The sequence below is a fragment of the Cryobacterium sp. TMB3-10 genome, assembly GCF_004402305.1.
Taxonomy (GTDB): domain Bacteria; phylum Actinomycetota; class Actinomycetes; order Actinomycetales; family Microbacteriaceae; genus Cryobacterium; species Cryobacterium zongtaii.
In genome coordinates, this window is the sequence record NZ_SOGH01000031.1 from 264,624 (window position 1) to 283,596 (window position 18,973).

Annotated in this window: 18 protein-coding genes, 1 tRNA gene and 1 other RNA gene; 10 read left to right on the forward strand and 10 right to left on the reverse strand. The window is 68.1% G+C overall.

Going from position 1 to position 18,973, the window contains the following annotated elements; all coding sequences use genetic code 11:
* Positions 1-93: 93 nt before the first annotated feature.
* From E3T22_RS19550 to E3T22_RS17330, 5 genes are read left to right on the forward strand one after another with little or no spacing between them, the layout of a single operon-like run.
* A complete protein-coding gene (locus E3T22_RS19550; RefSeq protein ID WP_088455134.1) occupies positions 94-822 on the forward strand; it encodes a hypothetical protein in 729 nt (242 codons plus the stop codon).
* On the forward strand, positions 815-1,231 hold the full coding sequence (locus tag E3T22_RS17315) for a phage holin family protein (RefSeq protein ID WP_103479822.1): 417 nt from the start codon (positions 815-817) through the stop codon (positions 1,229-1,231). Before E3T22_RS19550 ends, E3T22_RS17315 begins: the two co-directional genes overlap by 8 nt.
* Complete coding sequence (locus tag E3T22_RS17320; protein WP_088455132.1) at positions 1,228-1,806, forward strand: DUF3618 domain-containing protein; 579 nt, start codon at positions 1,228-1,230, stop codon at positions 1,804-1,806. Before E3T22_RS17315 ends, E3T22_RS17320 begins: the two co-directional genes overlap by 4 nt.
* A 47-nt stretch (positions 1,807-1,853) precedes the next feature.
* Positions 1,854-2,921 (forward strand): YihY/virulence factor BrkB family protein, encoded by a 1,068-nt coding sequence (locus E3T22_RS17325; RefSeq protein ID WP_241980264.1) that lies wholly within the window; start codon positions 1,854-1,856, stop codon positions 2,919-2,921.
* A gap of 56 nt (positions 2,922-2,977) precedes the next feature.
* Positions 2,978-3,946 carry a manganese catalase family protein gene (locus E3T22_RS17330; protein WP_088455131.1) on the forward strand — a complete coding sequence of 323 codons (969 nt, stop codon included), beginning with the start codon at positions 2,978-2,980 and terminating at the stop codon, positions 3,944-3,946.
* A gap of 111 nt (positions 3,947-4,057) precedes the next feature.
* On the opposite strand, the gene E3T22_RS17335 is transcribed toward E3T22_RS17330, so the two are convergent.
* The 7 genes from E3T22_RS17335 to ffs all read right to left on the reverse strand — a co-directional run bounded on the left by E3T22_RS17335 (position 4,058) and on the right by ffs (position 12,155).
* Complete coding sequence (locus E3T22_RS17335) at positions 4,058-4,777, reverse strand: hypothetical protein (protein ID WP_166788949.1); 720 nt, start codon at positions 4,775-4,777, stop codon at positions 4,058-4,060.
* 140 nt (positions 4,778-4,917) lie between these two features.
* Entirely contained in the window at positions 4,918-5,241 is a 324-nt protein-coding gene (locus E3T22_RS17345) for an ATP-dependent DNA ligase (RefSeq protein ID WP_088457841.1), read from the reverse strand.
* Positions 5,242-5,412: 171 nt separating this feature from the next.
* Positions 5,413-5,829 carry a YccF domain-containing protein gene (locus E3T22_RS17350; RefSeq protein ID WP_134409197.1) on the reverse strand — a complete coding sequence of 139 codons (417 nt, stop codon included), beginning with the start codon at positions 5,827-5,829 and terminating at the stop codon, positions 5,413-5,415.
* Between the two features lie 181 nt (positions 5,830-6,010).
* Positions 6,011-7,204, reverse strand: coding sequence for an acetate/propionate family kinase (locus E3T22_RS17355; RefSeq protein ID WP_134481097.1), 1,194 nt, complete (start codon positions 7,202-7,204; stop codon positions 6,011-6,013).
* The gene (pta, locus tag E3T22_RS17360) at positions 7,201-9,417 is read right to left on the reverse strand and encodes a phosphate acetyltransferase (RefSeq protein ID WP_088455127.1); all 2,217 of its coding nucleotides are present in this window, start codon (positions 9,415-9,417) and stop codon (positions 7,201-7,203) included. The genes E3T22_RS17355 and pta overlap by 4 nt, the downstream gene beginning before the upstream one ends.
* A gap of 2 nt (positions 9,418-9,419) precedes the next feature.
* Positions 9,420-11,891 carry a phosphoketolase gene (locus E3T22_RS17365; protein ID WP_134481096.1) on the reverse strand — a complete coding sequence of 824 codons (2,472 nt, stop codon included), beginning with the start codon at positions 11,889-11,891 and terminating at the stop codon, positions 9,420-9,422.
* A gap of 167 nt (positions 11,892-12,058) precedes the next feature.
* Positions 12,059-12,155: signal recognition particle sRNA small type (gene ffs, locus E3T22_RS17370), an RNA gene on the reverse strand.
* Positions 12,156-12,275: 120 nt separating this feature from the next.
* Between ffs and E3T22_RS17375 the strand changes: the two genes are divergently transcribed.
* The 4 genes from E3T22_RS17375 (at position 12,276) to E3T22_RS17390 (ending at position 15,825) form a co-directional block, all read left to right on the forward strand.
* Positions 12,276-12,363: transfer RNA gene (locus tag E3T22_RS17375), tRNA-Ser, on the forward strand.
* A 178-nt stretch (positions 12,364-12,541) separates the two neighbouring features.
* A complete protein-coding gene (locus E3T22_RS17380; protein ID WP_241983720.1) occupies positions 12,542-13,963 on the forward strand; it encodes an MFS transporter in 1,422 nt (473 codons plus the stop codon).
* 159 nt (positions 13,964-14,122) lie between these two features.
* Positions 14,123-14,500, forward strand: coding sequence for a YciI family protein (locus E3T22_RS17385; RefSeq protein ID WP_088455124.1), 378 nt, complete (start codon positions 14,123-14,125; stop codon positions 14,498-14,500).
* The gene (locus E3T22_RS17390) at positions 14,482-15,825 is read left to right on the forward strand and encodes an RNA polymerase sigma factor (RefSeq protein ID WP_134481095.1); all 1,344 of its coding nucleotides are present in this window, start codon (positions 14,482-14,484) and stop codon (positions 15,823-15,825) included. The genes E3T22_RS17385 and E3T22_RS17390 overlap by 19 nt, the downstream gene beginning before the upstream one ends.
* Positions 15,826-15,921: 96 nt before the next feature.
* Here the strand turns inward: E3T22_RS17390 and E3T22_RS17395 are convergent, their stop codons facing one another.
* The 3 genes from E3T22_RS17395 to E3T22_RS17405 are packed head-to-tail and all read right to left on the reverse strand — an operon-like array spanning position 15,922 to position 18,228.
* Positions 15,922-16,158 (reverse strand): ferrous iron transport protein A, encoded by a 237-nt coding sequence (locus tag E3T22_RS17395; RefSeq protein WP_088455122.1) that lies wholly within the window; start codon positions 16,156-16,158, stop codon positions 15,922-15,924.
* Positions 16,155-16,868, reverse strand: a complete 714-nt coding sequence (locus E3T22_RS17400) for a TrkA family potassium uptake protein (protein WP_240632356.1) — start codon at positions 16,866-16,868, stop codon at positions 16,155-16,157. Before E3T22_RS17400 ends, E3T22_RS17395 begins: the two co-directional genes overlap by 4 nt.
* Positions 16,861-18,228, reverse strand: a complete 1,368-nt coding sequence (locus E3T22_RS17405) for a TrkH family potassium uptake protein (protein ID WP_174776278.1) — start codon at positions 18,226-18,228, stop codon at positions 16,861-16,863. The genes E3T22_RS17400 and E3T22_RS17405 overlap by 8 nt, the downstream gene beginning before the upstream one ends.
* Before the next feature lie 179 nt (positions 18,229-18,407).
* Here E3T22_RS17405 and E3T22_RS17410 point away from each other — a divergent pair, with 179 nt between their 5' ends.
* The gene (locus E3T22_RS17410; RefSeq protein ID WP_103459712.1) at positions 18,408-18,962 is read left to right on the forward strand and encodes a hypothetical protein; all 555 of its coding nucleotides are present in this window, start codon (positions 18,408-18,410) and stop codon (positions 18,960-18,962) included.
* Positions 18,963-18,973: the final 11 nt, after the last annotated feature.

Consider the following 18,973-nt stretch of genomic DNA (forward strand, 5'->3'; position numbering starts at 1 on the left):
GTAATCGCGGCTCGCAAGACAAAGGATATTCCCGAACACGACACTGACGTCGATGCCGGGCGTCGTGCACACCCCGATCTATCTAGGAGAGTCATGTCGAATACATACCCAGCATCCGTCCCGGGAAACCCCGACCTGGACACCAGCACGGCGTCCGACAGCGGAGCCGGCCCCGATGCCAAAGAACGCGCCACCGAGGTGAAGGACACCTCGGTCGCCGCTGGCCAGCACGTCGCCGGCGTCGCCAAGGACGAGTTGCACAAGGTCGGCAGCGAGACCAAGCAGCAAGCCAAGGACCTCTATCGCCAGACGCAGGGCGAACTCGCCGACCAGGCGGCCGCACAACAGAAGCGGGTCGCCGCCGGTCTCCGTTCCCTGGGCGACGAGCTGGGTGCGATGGCCGATAAGTCCGATACTCAGGGTGTAGCCAGCGATATCGCCCACCAGGCCGCCTCGCGTGCTGCCGGAATCGCCGACTGGCTCGACCAGCGCGACCCGGGCGCCCTCCTCGACGAGGTCAAGGGCTACGCCCGGCGCAGCCCCGGCATGTTCATCGGCATCGCCGCCGTCGCCGGTGTAGTGGCCGGTCGCCTGACCCGCTCGGTCATCGCCGAGGCCAAGGACTCCTCCGAGACCGCCTCGACGGGCAGCAGTACCCCGGCCACCGCGCCCACCGGCGTCGGAACCGAGTTCGGCACCGGCGCCACCACCGGAATCGACACGGCCTTCGACACCCCCACCACGCCCACCGGCACCGCCACCGGCGTAGGCACCCCGCTCACGGCGGAGTACCCGAATTACACGGAGAACCGCAATGACTGACATGCCCACGCCTTCTGAACGCAAGGCCGAAGAGACCTCGCTGGGCGATCTGCTCAGTGAGGTGACACGCGACGTGTCTACTCTCATGCGCCAGGAGGTCGAACTGGCCAAGGCCGAGTTACGGCAGTCGGCCACTCGCGCCGGCAAAGGAGCCGGACTGCTCGGCGGAGCCGGCTATGCCGCCCACCTGACGGTGTTGTTCCTGTCGTTCGCGGCCTGGTGGGGGCTCGGACACGTCATCGACATCGCCTGGGCGGCCGTGATCGTTGCCGTCGTCTGGGGCATCGTGGCCGCCGTGCTCTACTCGCGCGGGCGCAAAGAGATGAAGACCATCACGGGAGCGCCCAAGACAGTCGATTCCCTGAAGCAGATTCCTGACGCACTAAAACGAAATGAGGAAAACCGATGAGCACCTATGACGAATCCAGCACCGACCCCGAGGTTCTTCGGAGCCAAATCGAAGACACCCGACGGGGCCTCGGCGCCGATGTCGACGCCCTTGCCGACAAGGTAACGCCCAGCAAGATCATGGACCGCCAGAAGGACAAGGTGCGGGGCGTGTTCAGCTCGGCCAAGGACAAGGTCATGGGCACCGCTTCCGACCTGGGCGGTTCGGTGAGCGGAGCGACCGGTAACGTATCGGGCGCCGCTCACGACGCGGCCTCCCAGGTCAAGGGCAACCCGCTGGCGGTGGGTCTCATCGCATTCGGCGTGGGTTGGCTCGCGTCGTCTCTCCTGCCCGCCAGCACCGTCGAGAAGAAGGTCGCGGCGAACGTGAAGGAGGCCGCTGAGCCACTGACCCAGGAGGTCACCGACGCGGCGAAGCAGATGGGCGAGAACCTCAAGCAGCCCCTCGCCGACGCCGCCGATGCTGTCAAGGGCACGGCCACGGATGCCGCCGACACCGTCAAGTCCGAGACGGGGTCGTCCGCTGACGAGGTGCGCGACACCGCCAAGCACGCCGGGCAGGGCACCGTCGGCTGACGGAGTCACCCGCACCAACCGCTAGATGATCACGAGGAGTAGTACCGGTGGCCCGCAACGACGCCCGTAGCAAGAGGAACAGCGCTCCCTCGCCCGACGATCCACGCAAGCCGGATTCGCCGGGCGAGGTGAAGAAGCCGTCCTGGAAGTACGCGATGCGCAAGACCATGCGCGAATTCACCGCCGACCAATGCACCGACATCGCCGCGTCGCTGACGTACTACGCGGTGCTGGCGTTGTTCCCGGCGCTGATCGCGTTGATCTCTCTGCTGGGCGTGTTCGGTCAGGGCGAGCGGTCCACCGACACCATCCTCGACCTCGTCAACGAGGTCGCCCCCGGCGGCACGGCCGACGTACTGCGCGAACCGCTCGAACAGTTCAGCTCGTCACCGGCCGCCGGGTTCGCCCTGGTCTTCGGCATCGTGCTGGCCATCTGGTCGGCATCCGGCTACGTCGGCGCGTTCAGCCGGGCCATGAACCGGATCTACGAGATCGAGGAGGGCCGGCCGTTCTGGAAGCTGCGCCCGATGCAGCTGGTGGTGACCATCGTCACCATCCTGCTGATCCTCATCATGGTCGTGGTCCTGATCGTGTCGGGGCCCGTCACCGATGCCGTCAGCAGTGCCCTGGGCCTCGGCGAAACCGTGCAGATAGTGTGGTCCATCCTCAAGTGGCCGATCCTGGCTCTGGCCGCTGTGCTGATCATCGCAATCCTCTACTACGCCACCCCGAACGCCAAGCAGCCGAAATTCCGTTGGATCAGCTTGGGCGCGCTGCTGGCGTTGGTGGCCCTGGTGATCGCGTCGTTCCTGTTCGGTCTCTACGTCACCAACTTCTCCAACTACGACCGCACCTACGGCTCGCTCGCCGGTGTCGTGGTGTTCCTGCTCTGGCTCTGGATCGCCAACCTTGCCCTGCTGTTCGGCGCCGAGTTCGACGCCGAACTCGAGCGGACCCGCCAACTGCAGGCGGGTATCAAGGCGGAGGAAGACATTCAGCTGCCACCGCGGGACACCCGCAAGAGCGACAAAACCGCCGAGAAGGAACGTGCCGACATCATTGCGGGGCGGCGCCTGCGCGAGGACAGCGCGGAACGCCACGACACCAAGAGCTGATCCCGACACCATCCGCATCCGACCGTTGATCCACCACGTCCCAGGAAAGGACAATTATGTATTTCCACGTGCAACGACTCATCCACGACATCGCGCAGGACGAGCCGGATCCGGCAGCGGCCAACGCACTGCAGGAGGGCCTCGGCGGCCAGTTCGGCGAGATGCGCACCATGATGCAGTACTTGTTCCAGTCGATGAACTTCCGTGGGCCCGCGGCGAAGCCGTACCGCGACCTGATTCAGGGCATCGGCACCGAAGAGATCAGCCACGTGGAACTGATCGGCACCACCATCTCCCGTCTGGTGGACGGCTCGCCGCGCTACCAGGGCAAGGTCACCGACCCGCTGGACAAGGCCGGCTCGGGCGGAGCGATCCCGCTGGAGATCGCCCTCGACCAGGGCAACATCCACCACTACCTGGTGGGTGCGCAGGGTGCGCTGCCGGTGGACGCCGTGGGCAACCCGTGGAGCGGCAGCTACGTGTACAACTCCGGCAACCTGGTGCTCGACCTGCTCTACAACCTGATGTTGGAGTCCACCGGCCGACTGCAGAAGTGCCGCATCTACGAGATGACCGCGAACAAGACTGCACGCTCCACCATCGCTTACCTCATCGTGCGGGACCAGGCTCACGAGAACGCGTACGCCAAGGCGCTCGAGACCCTGGGTGTGCACTGGAACACTCTGCTGCCGATCCCGAAGACCAACGCGGAGAAGTTCCCCGAGGTGAAGAAGCTGCTCGACCTCAACCTGCACAGCAAGCAGTACACCTTCGACCTCGCCGGCCAGTCGGAGGCGGGCAAGATCTTCCAGGGCATGTCCCCCTCCAAGGACGGCACGAACCTGGTCGCCGACGAACAGGCTCCTGAGGGTGTGCCGTCGGTGATCGCCGGCGAAAGGATGGAGGAGTTCGCCCCCGGGTTGGATCCGGCTCTGATGGAGCTGATCCAAGCCACCGCCGACATGGAGATGGCCGAGGTGGACGTGTCGTTCGGCCCGGCGAAGGCCGCGCCGAAGACCAAGTAAGAGCCGATGCCGCCTTACCGGCCGGCAGACCAAAGGGCCCCGGGACTGTGTCACCGGGGCCCTTCACTCTCGCCAGGGTGGGCGAATCAGCTCAGTGTGAGCGGGTTCCGCTCACTTGCCGAGGCCGACCTTGTCGACCCTGTGGTGGAACCGCATGCCGGCGAGGCCGCCGAGCATCGCGCCGCCGAGGCTGACGATGGCGATCGCAACGGCCGTGAGGATACTGCCCAGGGCCAGGTCGCCCTCCTGGACCGGGATCCGCGGGAAGCTGTTGAGGTTGGCGAGCACATTGAACTGGCTTCCCGCGATAGCGGCCACAATGGCCAGAACCACGGCCACGATCAGAGCCCACAGCCACACGGCGATGCCCTGCTTTGCGCCACTGAACCGCGCCATTCGGCCGGCGACATAGCCTCCGCAGAAGTAGGACACGAAGACGACGACGGCCAGGGCGATGGCACCGATCAGGCCGACGGTCGAGGCGTTCTCGGCCGCGGCATCCGCCGTCTGAGCGGGGTCGGCCTGGTTTCCGAGGCCGACGGCTGCGCCGGCACCGGCTACCAGCGCGGTGAGGAGCACGGCTGCGCCGGTGGCGGTGAGCCAGCCGAAGAAGGCCGTGCCGAACTTCATGCCGCCGAACTGCGCCTTCTGCTTGGCGACGACTTCCTGGCGGATGGTGGTGCCCGAGGTCGCCGGCGATGCGACGGGTTCGACGGGGTCGGGTGCCGTGGGACGCGAGTCGTGGGGGGCCGTGGGGCGCTGGTCGTTGGGTGCCGTGGGGCGCTGGTCGTTGGGTGTCATGGGGCGCGGGTCGTTGGGTGCTGACGTCATGATGTTCTCCTCTGAAGGATGGTGCGGGGTGCGGTGGGAGATCCTGTCGGGCATCCGCCTGACATGCTCTGCTGCTTCTAAGACGGTCCGAACCCCGCACCTGTCATGCTCCAGCGTGAAGAAATCTCACTCCGGCCTGGTCAGTCGGTGTGATTCTGGTCGGCATCCTGACCACGCGGTTCGCTGCTCAACAGCAACCCGTCTGCACTGTCGGCCGACGTCGCGAGCACCTCTATCCAGGCCCGGTTGAGCCCGGGGGTCGTGGTCCCGGTGAACTTGAAATACAGCGGGATGCCGGGGTGCAGCCACAGACTGGGCTGCGCCTCGTCTGGCGCGGCCGGGTCGCTCCAGAAGAGGGCGAAGCTCTCGCCGCGGCGAAGCTTGGAGCCGATGACGCTCTGCAAGTGCACCAGCGCGCGGTCCTCGAAATCGACCTCGGTGGCGCCGGAGATGAGCTTTCCCATGTCCATTTCCCCTTAGGGCTCTCGCTGCCCTGTCCTGGATGGCGGGCACCGCTATGGGTAGGACGGTGGCGGGTCGTCAAACGTCACGCCGAATCGGAAAATCGCCCACCGGGCACGGCGGTCCGGTGCCTCCGGACGCGCGGCTTGCGCTGGCCCGCCGGGGTGGTTCGGCTAGGCCGGGGTGCGCTGGGCCCGGGCCTGGTCGAACGCGCCGCCGCCGATGGGCACGATTTCCTTGCCGAGCGGCGCGAGGGAGATCGGCACCATCTTGAAGTCGGCGATGCCCAGCGGGATGCCGATGATGGTGATGCAGAGTGCGATGCCCGACACGATGTGGGCCAGGGCGAGCCACCAGCCGGCCAGGATCACCCAGATCACGTTGCCGAGGAACGAGAAGGCTCCGCTCGACGGCTTGGCGACGACGGTGCGGCCGAACGGCCAGAGCGCATAACCGGCGATGCGGAACGACGCGATGCCCCACGGAATCGTGATGATCAGGATGCAGAGCACAATGCCGGCGGCGACATAGCCGAGGAACAGCCAGAAGCCGGAGAGGACGAGCCAGATCAGGTTGAGGAGTGTGCGCACGCCGGAATTCTACTCGCGGTCGGCCCGTCGGCATCCGTTGCTCGGCGTAGACCGACAGCAAAGGCGGAGATTCTCGGGACACGCCGCGCTGCGTGGTAGCGGTGCGGCGTGTCGGGTGAATCTCCGCCTTTAGGTCTGGACGAGCTCGACCAGCGGCCGAGCTCGTCCAGCGGCCGAAGAGTTAGATGACCGCGCGGGTTTCGCGGGCGATCTCGAGCTCCTCGTTGGTGGGGATGACGAGCACGGTGACGCGAGACGCATCCGTCGACACAACACGGGCGACGCGCGAGAACGGGTCGTTCTTCGCCGGGTCGATCTCGATGCCGAGGCCCTCGAGGCCGCGCAGGGCGCCCTCGCGGATGATGCCGGAGTTCTCGCCGACACCGGCGGTGAAGACGATCACGTCGAGGCCGCCGAGCTGGGCCATGTAATTGCCCACGTAGCCCCGGATGCGGTGGTAGTAGACGTCGAGCGCGGCCTGGGCCACGGCGTCGCCGGCCACGGCCGCGTCTTCGACGTCGCGCATGTCACCGTTGCCGGTGAGACCGAGCATGCCGCTCTTCTTGTTGAGCAGGGTGTCGAGCTCTTCGATCGACAGGCCGGCCTTGCGGTGCAGGTGGAACAGCACGGCGGGGTCGATGTCGCCGGAGCGGGTGCCCATGACCAGGCCCTGCAACGGGGTGAGGCCCATCGAGGTGTCGATCGACTTGCCGCCGTCGACGGCGGTAGCGGACGCACCGTTGCCGAGGTGCAGCACGATGGTCTTCAGCTCGCTCAGGGGACGGCCGAGGAACTCGGCAGCGGCCTCTGAGACGAACTTGTGCGACGTGCCGTGGAAACCGTAACGACGGATGTCGTGCTTGGCGGCCAGCTCGGTGTTGATCGCGTAGGTGTACGCGGCCGGCGCCATGGTGAGGTGGAACGAGGTGTCGAAGACGGCCACGTGCGGCACGTCGGGGAAGTTGATGCGGGCGGCGACGATGGCCTGCACGTGGGCGGGGTTGTGCAGCGGGGCGAGGTCGGCGAGGTCGCTGATCTGCTGCTGAACGGCGTCGTCGATCACGGTGGGGCCGGTGAAGATGGCCCCGCCCTGAACGACGCGGTGGCCCACGGCGATGAGGTTGGCGTCGGACAGCTGCGGGCCATGCTCGGCGAACGCGGCGATCATGACGTCGAAACCGGCGGTGTGGTCGGGGATCGGCAGGTTCGCTTCCTGGCGGCCGGCCTCCGAGGCGGTGTTGGTGTGCCGGGCGTGTCCGCTGGCCTCACCGATGCGCTCGACGAGTCCGCCGGCCAGTTCGGTCTCGGTGTCGATGTCGATCAGCTGGTACTTGAACGAGGACGAACCTGAGTTGATGACGAGGATGGCGGTCATACGGCTGCCACCACCGCTGCGAGAGATGCGGCCTGAATGGCGGTGATCGCCACGGTGTTCACGATGTCCTGCACGAGGGCTCCTCTGGAAAGGTCGTTGATGGGTTTGCGTAGGCCCTGCAGGACGGGGCCGATCGCCACGGCGCCAGCGCTGCGCTGCACCGCCTTGTAGGTGTTGTTGCCGGTGTTGAGGTCGGGGAAGATGAAGACGGTGGCCTTGCCGGCCACGTCCGAATCCGGCATCTTGGCGGCGGCCACGGCGGCATCCGCTGCGGCGTCGTACTGGATCGGGCCTTCGACGGCGAGGTCGGGGCGGCGTTCGCGAACGATCGCGGTGGCCTCTCGCACCTTTTCGACGTCCGCTCCGTTGCCGGAGACGCCGGTGGAGTACGACAGCATCGCGATGCGCGGCTCGATGCCGAACTCGATGGCCGTCTCCGACGCCGAGATGGCGATGTCGGCCAGCTGGGCGGCGGTGGGGTCGGGGTTGACCGCGCAGTCGCCGTAGACGAGGACCCGGTCGGCCAGGGCCATCAGGAACACGCTGGAGACCACGGACACACCGGGGCGGGTCTTGATGATCTCGAAGCTGGGCCGGATGGTGTGCGCGGTGGTGTGCGATGCGCCGGAGACCATGCCGTCGGCCAGGCCGAGCTGCACCATCATCGTGCCGAAGTACGAGACGTCGGTGACGACGTCGCGGGCCTGGTCGATGGTGACGCCCTTGTGGGAGCGCAGGCGCGCGTATTCCTCGGCGAAACGCATCCGCAGCACGTCGTCGAACGGGCTGACGACCTGCGCCTTGGCGATGTCCAGGCCCAGGCCGATGGCGCGCGAGCGCACCTCGAACTCTTCGCCGAGAATGATCAGGTCGGCCACATCGCGGGCCAGCAGGGTGGCGGCGGCGCGCAGCACGCGGTCGTCGTCGCCCTCGGGCAGCACGATGCGCATGCGGTTCTGCCGGGCACGCTCGAGCAGGGTGTACTCGAACATCAGCGGGGTGACCACGTCGGCGCGGCTCACCTTGAGCCGGTCGAGCAGGGCGGCACCGTCGACGTGCTGCTCGAACAACGCCAGGGCGGTGTCGTGCTTGCGCTGCGAGTCGGCGGCCAGGCGGCCGCGGGTGTGGGTGATACGGAGGGCCGCCTCGTAGGAGGCCAGGTCGGTGCGGATGATCGGCACCGACGGGGCGAGGCCCTTCATGAGCTGCTCGATCGACTCGGGCAGCGCGAAACCGCCGACGAGAACCACGCCGGCCAGCGACGGGAAGGTCGCGGACGAGTTGGCCATCAGGGCGGCGAGGAGCACCTCGGGGCGGTCGCTGGGGATGACGACGACAGCGCCCTCGGCCAGGCGGGGCAGCACGTTGACCATCGACATGGCGGCCACGACGACGCTGAGCGCCTCACGGGAAAGCAGCTCCGGGTCACCCTGCACCAGGGTGCCGTGGGTGGCTTCGAGGATGGTCTTCATGCTCGGGGCCACGAGGAACGCGTCCTCGGGGATGGCCCAGACGGGCACAACGGCGGCGTGCAGCGCATCCGCGGTGGCCGGGGTGTTGTCGACGCCCTCGCGCACCGCGGCGATGAGGCCGTTGAGGTTGGCGGGGTCGGCGCGGTTGACCACGACGCCCAGCAGCGAGACGTGCTCTGACGCGAGTTCGGTCAGGGCCACATCGGTGAGCTGGCGGATGTCGTCACTGGTGCGCGGTTCGCTCTGGCCGAGCTGGTCGCTCTGGTTGAGCCCCTCGCCCTGACCGAAGGCCACCCGGCCGGCCAGCACGAGCAACACCGGCACGCCGAGGTTCGCGGCGATGCGGGCGTTGTAGGCCAGTTCGGTCGGGCTTCCGACGTCGGTGAAGTCGCTGCCGATGACCACGACGGCGTCACACTGCGCTTCGACGGCCTTGTAACGGGCCACGATGCGCGCCAGCGCGGCATCCGGGTCGGCGTGCACGTCGTCGTAGGTGACGCCGACGCACTCGTCGTAACTGAGCGCCGGCTGCGCGACGGAGTGGGTACCGACGGGCTTGCGGGCCTGCAGGTGATTGAGCAGGAGTTCCAGCACATAGTCGGGCTTGTGCTTGGAGCGAGCGATCGGACGGAAGACACCCACCCGCTCGATGGAGTGCAACAGGGTGTCAAGAACACCCAGGGCGATAGTAGATTTGCCGGTATTTCCCTCGGCGGAGGTGATGTAAATGCTTCGAGCCACGGTTATACGTTATCCCCGCCGGTGGTATCTAGTGCGCGCGCAGCGGCTGCCGCGACATCGTTCCCAGCCCACACCCAGTCGGTGACCTCGGGAATGTCTTCTCCGTGATCGCGGGTGTACTGCCGGGCACGCAGGCGGGCATCCTGCATCTGCTGGCGAAGCAGTCCGGCACGGGCTCCGAGTCCGGGCACCCGGTCGATGACATCCATCACCAGGTGGTACCGGTCGAGGTCGTTGAGCATGACCATGTCGAACGGCGTCGTCGTCGTCCCGTTCTCCTTGTACCCGCGGGCGTGCAGGTTGCCATGGCCGTGGCGCTTGTAGGTGAGCCGGTGGATCAGCCACGGGTAGCCGTGGTAGGCGAACACGATGGGCTTGTTCGCGGTGAAGTAGGCGTCGAACTCCCGGTCGCTCAGGCCGTGCGGGTGGTCGTCCTCGCTCTGCAGGCGCATCAGGTCGACCACGTTGACCACGCGCACGCTGAGGTCGGGCATGGCCTCGCGCAGGATCTTGGCGGCGGCGAGCACCTCGAGGGTGGGCACCTCGCCGGCGGCGGCGAGCACCACGTCGGGTTCGGTGCCGGGAATCTCGGTACCGGCCCACTCGAAGATGCCCAGGCCCCGCTCGCAGTGCGCGACGGCCTGATCCATGGTGAGCCAGTTCGGCGCCGGCTGCTTGCCGGCGACGACCACGTTGACGTAGTCGACGCTGCGCAGGCAGTGGTCGTAGATCGACAGCAGGGTGTTGGCGTCGAAGGGCAGGTACACCCGCACGACGTCGGCGCTCTTGTTCACGACGTGGTCGATGAAACCGGGGTCCTGGTGGCTGAATCCGTTGTGGTCCTGGCGCCAGACGTGCGAGGAAAGCAGGTAGTTCAGGCTCGAGATGGAGCGGCGCCACGGGATCTCGCGGGTGACCTTGAGCCACTTGGCGTGCTGGTTGAACATCGAGTCGATGATGTGGATAAATGCTTCGTAGCAGTTGAAGACGCCGTGCCGGCCGGTGAGCAGGTAGCCCTCGAGCCAGCCCTGGCACTGGTGCTCGCTGAGCATCTCCATGACCCGGCCCGCGCGGGCAAGGTTGGTGTCTTCGGGCAGGTATTCGCCGTTCCACTGCTTGTCGGTGGCGGCGTAGACGGATGGTGCGAGCCGGTTGGATGCGGTCTCGTCGGGTCCGAAGATACGGAAGTTGTCCGGGTTCTGGCGGATGACGTCGGCCATCCAGATGCCGAGCACCTTGGTGGCCTCGTCGACGGTGGCGCCGGGGGTCGGCACCTCCACCGCGTAGTCGCGGAAGTTGGGCAGCTTGAGCTCGCGGCGCAGCAGCCCGCCGTTGGCGACGGGGTTGGCGCTCATGCGCAGGTCGCCGTGCGGGGCGAGCGCGGTGATGTTGGCGGCGGGGGCGCCGGCGTCGTCGAAGAGTTCCTCCGGACGGTACGAACGCAGCCAGGATTCGAGCACGTCGGTGTGCGACTGGGTGTCGCGGGCGTTGACGAGCGGCACCTGGTGCGAACGCCAGGAGTCTTCCACCTGCACGCCGTCGATGACGGGCGGGCAGGTCCAGCCCTTGGGGGTGCGCAGGATGATCATCGGCCAGCGCGGCCGGCTGGTGTCGCCGGCGAGGGCGGCGCGCTTGATCGAGGCGATTTCGTTGAGCACCTCGTCCATGGTCTGCGCCATGCGCTGGTGCACGGCGAGGGGGTCTTCGCCGTCGAAACCGCCGGAGACGATGTGCGGGTTGTGGCCGTAGCCGCGCATGAGTTCGAGCAGTTCGCTCTCGGGGATGCGGGCCAGGATGGTGGGGTTGGCGATCTTGTAGCCGTTGAGGTGCAGGATCGGCAGCACGACGCCATCCTGCAGCGGGTCGACGAACTTGTTGGAGTGCCAGCTGGTGGCCAGCGGGCCGGTTTCGGCCTCGCCGTCACCGACGACGGCGGCCACGAGCAGGTCGGGGTTGTCGAACGCGGCGCCGTAGGCGTGGCTGAGCGCGTAGCCGAGCTCACCGCCCTCGTGGATCGAGCCGGGGGTCTCGGGTGAGGCGTGGCTGGGGATGCCGCCGGGGAAGGAGAACTGGCGGAACAGGCCCTTGATGCCGTCTTCGGACTGGTCGATGCTCGAGTAGACCTCGGAGTAGGTGCCGTCGAGGTAGGCGTTGGCGACCATGCCGGGCCCGCCGTGGCCGGGGCCGGTGATGTAGAGGGTGCTGATCTCGCGTTCGCGGATGACCCGGTTCAGGTGCGCGTAGAGGAAGTTGAGGCCGGGGGTGGTTCCCCAGTGGCCGAGCAGCCGCGGTTTGATGTGCTCTTTCTGAAGCGGCTCCCGCAGCAGCGGGTTGTCGAGCAGGTAGATCTGCCCGACCGAGAGGTAGTTCGAGGCTCGCCACCACGCGTCGACGCTGGCGAGAGCTTCGGCGCTCAACGCGTGCGGCAGGCGGCTGGGCCAGGTGAATGAGGTGGCGTTGGACGAATGTACCATCACGGACTCCAAGTGCTCTATGGGCGCCACAGGCGCCGTTCAAGTCTAGGAGCGACGATTCCTGCTCCGGGGGGACGTTGGTCCCCTTTGCTCGCCGGCGATAGGGCTAGGCTGACCGGTTCGCATCCGGGGCGCACTCGGGGGCGCATCCGGGCAGCATCCGGGCAAAGTAAAACTCCTCGCGCACCCACCAGAGCCCAGTTACCCTTGCTACGTTTCCGTCCTGGGGGAGTTGGCTGAGATAGCGCCACGCGAGGAGCCATTGCCAGTTTAGGGCGTCCGGGCCCCGGGCCCAAAACCGGCGGTTTGGTGACGTGTCACTCGGGGCCCCCGGAAGCAGGTAAGATTTTCCCTGGTCGTTGTCTTCACGATTCGGCCGGCTCAGGAGAATTCGCCTAGTGGCCTATGGCGCACGCTTGGAAAGCGTGTTGGGTGAAAGCCCTCGGGGGTTCGAATCCCCCATTCTCCGCCAGTGAAACGCCCGCTTTCGAGCGGGCGTTTCCGTTTTTAACGCCCAACTGTCGCCGAAGCAACAGCCAGTGCGGGCCGGAACGGTTCGGCGGGTGTGCGGCGGGCTGCTGCCGGCTGTCGTTGTGGCCGCATCCGCTCGGGTTGACCTCAACCACGGTTGAGGTCTTACTATCGCTCTCGTGCCCCTCCCCTCCTCGCCGCCTTCGGTCCCCCTGCGCCCGGCCTCGATCTTCGGCCGGGAGCACGTCTGGGTCACCGTCGGGATCCTCGCGCTGATCTTCCTGGCCGCGTTCGAGGCCTTGGCCGTGACCACGGTCATGCCCATCATCAGTGCGGCGCTGGACGGCGACTCGTTGTACGCCCTGGCGTTCTCCGGTCCGCTCGCCGTGGGCGTAGTGGGCATGGTGGCCGCGGGCAACTGGGCGGACCGCTCGGGGCCGGTGCCCGTGGTGCTGACCGCCGTGGTTCTGTTCGTGGTGGGCCTGGTGATCGCCGGCACCGCCGCATCCATGCCCGCCCTCATTGTGGGACGCCTGGTGCACGGCCTCGGTGGCGGGGCGCTGAGCGTGTCGCTGTACGTGGTCGTCGCACGGGTGTATCCGCAGCGGATGCATCCGGCGATCTTCGGCGCCTTCGCCGGCGCCTGGGTGGTGCCGTCGCTGATCGGGCCGTTCATTGCGGGTCTGGTGGCCGAGTACACCAGCTGGCGGTGGGTGTTCCTCGGCGTAGTGGTGCTGGTGGTGGCGGCGATGGGGATGCTGCGGCCCGGGCTGGTTGCGATCGCGGCGGCGGAGCGGGAGCGGCCGGTCGGTGTGCGGGAACCGTGGCGGCTGTCGCGAACGCTGTGGTCGCTGGGTGCGGCGGCGGCGGTGCTTTGCGCGTCTATGGCGGCGCAGCTGCCCGGCGCGCTGCTGTGGGTGGGCACCGGCGCCGCGTTCGTGCTGGCCGGGGTGGCGCTGCGTCCGCTGCTGCCGGCCGGGACGCTCAGCGGCCGGCGTGGACTGCCCGTGGTGATGACGATCCGCGGGTTGGTGTCGGGGGCGTTCCTCTCCACCGAGGTGTACCTGCCGGCGTTGCTCACCGGCGAGTACCGGCTCTCCCCCGTGTTGGCCGGGCTGGCGTTGAGTTGCGCGGGGGTCACCTGGGCGCTGGCGTCCTGGTTGCAGGGGCGGTATGCCACGGTGCTCAGCGATGCGGGCAGCATGCTGCTGGGCAGCGCGTTGCTGCTGGTGGCGATCGCCGCGTCGGCGCTGACCAGCGCCCTGGGCCTGGCGCCCGCCGTCGCCATCGCCGGCTGGGCCGTTGCCGGGGCCGGCATGGGCACCCTTGTGCCGCGGCAGAGCGGCCGGGTGCTGCGGCTGTCGGCGCCCCAGCAGCAGGGCTTCAATTCCTCCGCGCTACTGATCGCCGACTCCATCGGCGCGGCGCTGGCCCTGGCGGCCACGGCCGTGGTGTTCGTGGCCTTCGCGCCGCTGGGCGGCACCGCCACCTACACGGCCTCGTTCACGCTCTCGGCGCTGCTTGCGGTGGGCGGCCTGCTGCTGGTGGGCCGGGTCGGGCGTGACGCGGCGCCCGCGACCGTTGCGGTTCCGTCCGCCTGAGCCGCGCGCCGGCAGCAACTGTTGCCGAAGCGGACAAATGGTCCCGGTGCGCCGGGCGCACTTGTCCGCACGGGCAACAGTTGCGGGGCCGATGTCGATTGGGGACTGGTTCAGTCGTCATAGGGGTGTCAGTATCCGTAACGCGTGAAAGGACAGCTCATGCAATATTCGCTTCTCGTCATCAGCCAGGAGTCCGGGGACGCCGGAATCACCGAAGAGGACATGGAATGGGGCCGGGCGGCGTTCGACGCCTACGGAAAGGCCCTCGACGCGGCGGGCGTGCTCGTGTCCGCCGACATCCTGCAGCCCGTGTCGGCCTCGACGACGGTGTCGCTGCGGGATGGCGCCCTGCAGATTCAGGACGGCCCGTTCGCCGACACCAAGGAACGTCTGAACGGCACCTTCGTGATCGAGGTGCCCGACCTCGACGCCGCCCTCGACTGGGCCGGGAAATGCCCCGCCGCCCAGTACGGGGCGATCGAGGTGCGCCCGTCGGCGATCGTGTTCACCGACGGCGAATGGCACCAGGTAGCGTGACCGCCCTGGCGCGGGCGGAATTGGCCGCCCGCGCCTCCTATGGGCGCCTGCTCGCCGTGCTGGCCGCGCCCACCGGCGACATCGCGGCCGCCGAAGACGCGCTCTCGGACGCCTTCGAGCGTGCGCTCATCACCTGGCCGCGCGATGGTGTTCCCGACAATCCGGAGGGATGGTTGCTCACCGTGGCCCGCAATCGGCTCAGGGACCTGTGGAAATCCGCGGCGGTGCGGCTGAGTACTCCGCTGGCGGAGGGCGCGCTCGACGGCACCGCGCGGGACGGCGCCCGATCGACAGTGAACGGACCCGGGCGCACGCGGCCGGACGCCTGGGTCGGCAGCGCCGGCACGGTGGGGATTGATGCGCTCGAGTCCCTCGACACCGAGGCGATTCCCGACAAGCGCATCGAGCTGCTCTGCGTGTGCGCGCACCCGGCCATCGACCCGGCCGTGCGCACCCCGTTGATGCTGCACACCGTGCTCGGCCTGACCGCGGCCGACATCGCCGCCGCATACGCCGTGCCGGAGCAGACCATGGCGCAGCGGCTGGTGCGGGCCAAGCGGCGCATCCGCGCCACGCGCATCCCGTTCGTGCTGCCGTCGCTCACCGACCTGCCCCAGCGGTTGCCCGCCGTGCTCGAGGCTGTCTATGGCGCCTACGCGATCGACTGGGCCAGCGCCGAGCCGGATGCCCGTGCCGTGCCGGACTCGTTGGCCGGCGAAGCACTGTACCTGGCCGAGACCCTCGCCGCGCTGCTGCCCGAGGAACCGGAGGTGCTCGGCCTGGCCGCCCTGATGGCTCTCTCGATCGCGCGGCTGCCGGCCCGGATGAGCGGCACGGGTGAGCTCGTCGCCCTCGACGACCAGGACCCGGCTCTGTGGGACACCGCCCTCATCGAGCGCGGGGAGCGCTATCTGCGGCGCGCCCAGCCGTTGGGCCGGATCGGCCGGTTCCAGCTGGAGGCGGCGATCCAGTCGGCGCACTGCGACCGGGCGCGCTCGGGGGTGACGGACTGGGCGGCGCTGAAGACCCTGCACACCGCTCTGGTGCGCCTCTCCCCCACCGCGGGCGCCCGGGTGGCGCTGGCCGCGGTCATCGGCGAGGTGGACGGGCCGACGGCCGGGCTCGACGTGCTCAACGCGGTGGCCCGGGACCGCCCGGACACGGCGTCGTTCCAGCCGTTCTGGGCCACCCGGGCGCACCTGTGCGCCGAGGCCGGGCGGGTGGCGGATGCCCGCGCCGCGTACGACCGGGCGGTGGAGCTGGCCGGCGATGAGCGGCTGCGCGCGGCATTGCGGCGCCGGGCGGGGGCCCTGCCGCCCGGTTGAGCCGCAACCCGTCCGCGGGCCGCGCCCAGTTCACGCCCCGGCAACAACTGTTGCCGAAGCGGGCTTCTCCGCACGGGCAACAGTTGTCGGGCGGGGCTACTCGCCGACGTGGCGGCGGGGGCGGGGTGGCGGGGGCGGCGGCACCTCTTTGGCGGCGACGACCTCGGCGAGCGCCAGCGTCAGCGTGCCGCGCTTGGTCTCCACTGTGCAGTGCGTGGTGTCGCAGGAGCGCAGGTAGCCGAGGGCATCCGTGTAGCCGCCGGCGATGCGGGTGCGCACCACGACCCGGGTGCCGAGCGCGGTGCCGGTGAGAAACTCGACGGGACCCGTCACGGCAGCCGGCTGAACGATTCGACGCGCTCGGTCTGCCCGGCGACCAGGATGATGTCGCCCGCGAGAATCACGGTCTCCATGGTGGCGTAGCTCCAGCCCTGGCCGGCCCGGTGGAACGCGGTGACGGTGATCCCGTGCACCGTGCGCACCCTGGTCTCGCTCAGCGGTTTGCCGAGGATCTCCTGGGGCGGGGCGGTCTTCACCAGGGCGAAGTCCTCACCGATGTCGATGTAGTCCTGCATCACCCCGCGCACCAGGTGCGCGACGCGCTTGCCCATGTCTTTCTCCGGGGAGATCACGTGTTTGACCCCCAGCTGGCGCAGGATCTCGCCGTGCGGTTCGCTCACCGCCTTCGCCCAGATGTTGGGGATGCCCATCTTGATCAGCAGCGACGCCGTGAGGATGTTCGCCTGGATGTCGCTGCCGATGGCGACCACCACGCTGCTGAACTCCGGCACCGACAGCTGCCGCAGGGTCTCCTCCTTCGTGGAGTCGGCCCGGACCACGTGGGTGAGCAGCCGGTTGTGCGCCTGCACGATCTCCTCGTCGCCATCGATGCCGAGCACCTCGGTGCCGCTGTCCATCAGTTCCAGCGCGAGGGCGCTGCCGAATCGGCCGAGGCCGATGACCACCACGGAGTCCTCCTCGGCCAGGCGGGCGGTCTGCCGCTGGCCGAACAGGGAATACGATGACGACCTGAACTTAGCCAATGATGGGCCTCTCTTTCGGGAGTTCGTACGTTACCGGGTGCTCGCGCAGGGCGAGGGCGGAGGCGAAGGTGATCGGCCCGAGCCGGCCGATGAACATCAGCATGATCAGGATGGCCTGACCGGCCGGCGGCAGATTCGCCGTGATGCCGGTGGACAACCCGACGGTGCCGAACGCCGAGATCGCCTCGAACAGCAGCACGTCGAGGGTGAGGTCGGTGAGCACCATCAGAACGGCCGTCGACGCGACGACCACGAACACGGCCAGGAGCACCACCGAGATGGCCTGTCGGTGCACGGCCCTGGACAGCCGCTTGCCGAACACGTTCACCACACCGTCGCCGCGGATCTCGGCGACGAGGATGAAGTACAGCACCGCGAAGGTGGTGATCTTGATGCCACCGGCGGTGCCGGCCGGGCCGCCACCGATGAACATCAGCACATCCATGCCGAGCAGGCTGGCGGAGTCCATCGCCCCGATGTCCACGCTGTTGAACCCGGCGGTGCGGGTCTGCACAGACTGGAAGAAGCCGACCAGGATCTTCGCCGGCCAGTCCATCGGGCCGAGCGTGGCCGGGTTGGACCATTCGACGGCGGTGATGTACACCGTGCCGGCCACGAGCAGGGTGATGGTGCCGGCGAGCACGATGCGGGTGTTCATGCTCCACAGGAGCGGCGACCGCAGGTGCTTCCGCAGTTGCACGATCACCGGGAAGCCCAGCCCGCCCAGGATCACGGCCGCCGCGATCGGTAGGCAGATGAACGGGTCGACGGCGTAGCTGATCAGGTTGTCACTGAACAGCGCGAAGCCGGCGTTGTTGAACGAGGACACCGCGTGGAACACCCCGAACCAGATCGCCCGGCCGAGCGGCTCGCCGTAGCCGAACAGGAACCGCAGGCTGAGCAGCACCGCTACGACACCCTCCACGATCAGCGAGATGGTGACGACACCGAGCACCAGGCCCTTGACGTCCTCGAGGCCCACACTGCGCACCTCGGATGCGGCGGTGACGCGGGAGCGCAACGACAACCGTCGCACCACGGCCAGCCCGATAACCGACGCGAAGGTCATCACGCCGAATCCGCCGATCTGGATCAGGACCAGGATCACGACCTGGCCGAACGGGGTCCAGAAGGTTTCGGTGTCGACCACGGTGAGCCCGGTGACACAAACCGCGGAGGTGGCCGTGAAGATCGCCTCCGCGAACGACGCCCCGCCGGGGCCGACCTTGGCGATCGGCAATGAGAGCAGTCCGGTGCCGAGCAGGATCGTGAGGGCGAAACCCGCGGCCACCGCCTGGGCGGGGTGCAGGCGGAATCTCGGCCGGCCGAGGCCCGGCCCCGTTTTCGCCCGCGAGTTCACTGTGTCACTCTACGACCCTTGGGCGACCCCGTGCGCACGAGATTTTCGCCCTGCCCTATCGCGCGTACCCCCCGAACGGTGTCTACTGGGATGCCGGGGCATGGGGCATACTCTGTAGTACACCGGGGGGAGGGGATACGAGGGTGGGCAAAATCACGGGTACGGCCTTGCGTGTGCAAGTGCTGCGACCCCACGGGCATCTGCTGCGTCAGACGACCCTCTCGATACTGGCCTTCTTCGCCCCCGTTTTCGCCGTCCTATACTGGCTCACCATCCCCCTCGGGGAGTGGATTCCGGTCCTCATCGTGCAGCTGTTGGTGATGCTCGGGGCCGCCGTCGGCATCGTCGGTTTTCTGCGCACCTGCGTCTGGGTCGACGACACCGGCATCTCCGAGCGGGGCTTCTTCGGCCAGGTGACAAGTTTTCCGGTGGAGCAGGTCGCCAGTGTCGTGGTTCTCGAGCTGTACCAGAGCGGCGCGATCGACACGCACCCGCAGCTTTTCGTGACCGGCGCCGACGGTCAACTCCTGGTGCGGATGCGCGGACAGTTCTATTCTCGCGGCGCGATGGACACGGTCGTGGACGAGCTGGGCGCCCCCGTGGTGCGTGTGCCGGACCCGATGACCCTCACCGAGCTCAACCGGCTGCGCCCCGAACTCCTGTACTGGTTCGAACGCCGGATCACCGGCCGGGCACCGCAAGACTTCGACCCGGGCGCCGACCTCGGCCGTTGACGGTTCCTGAC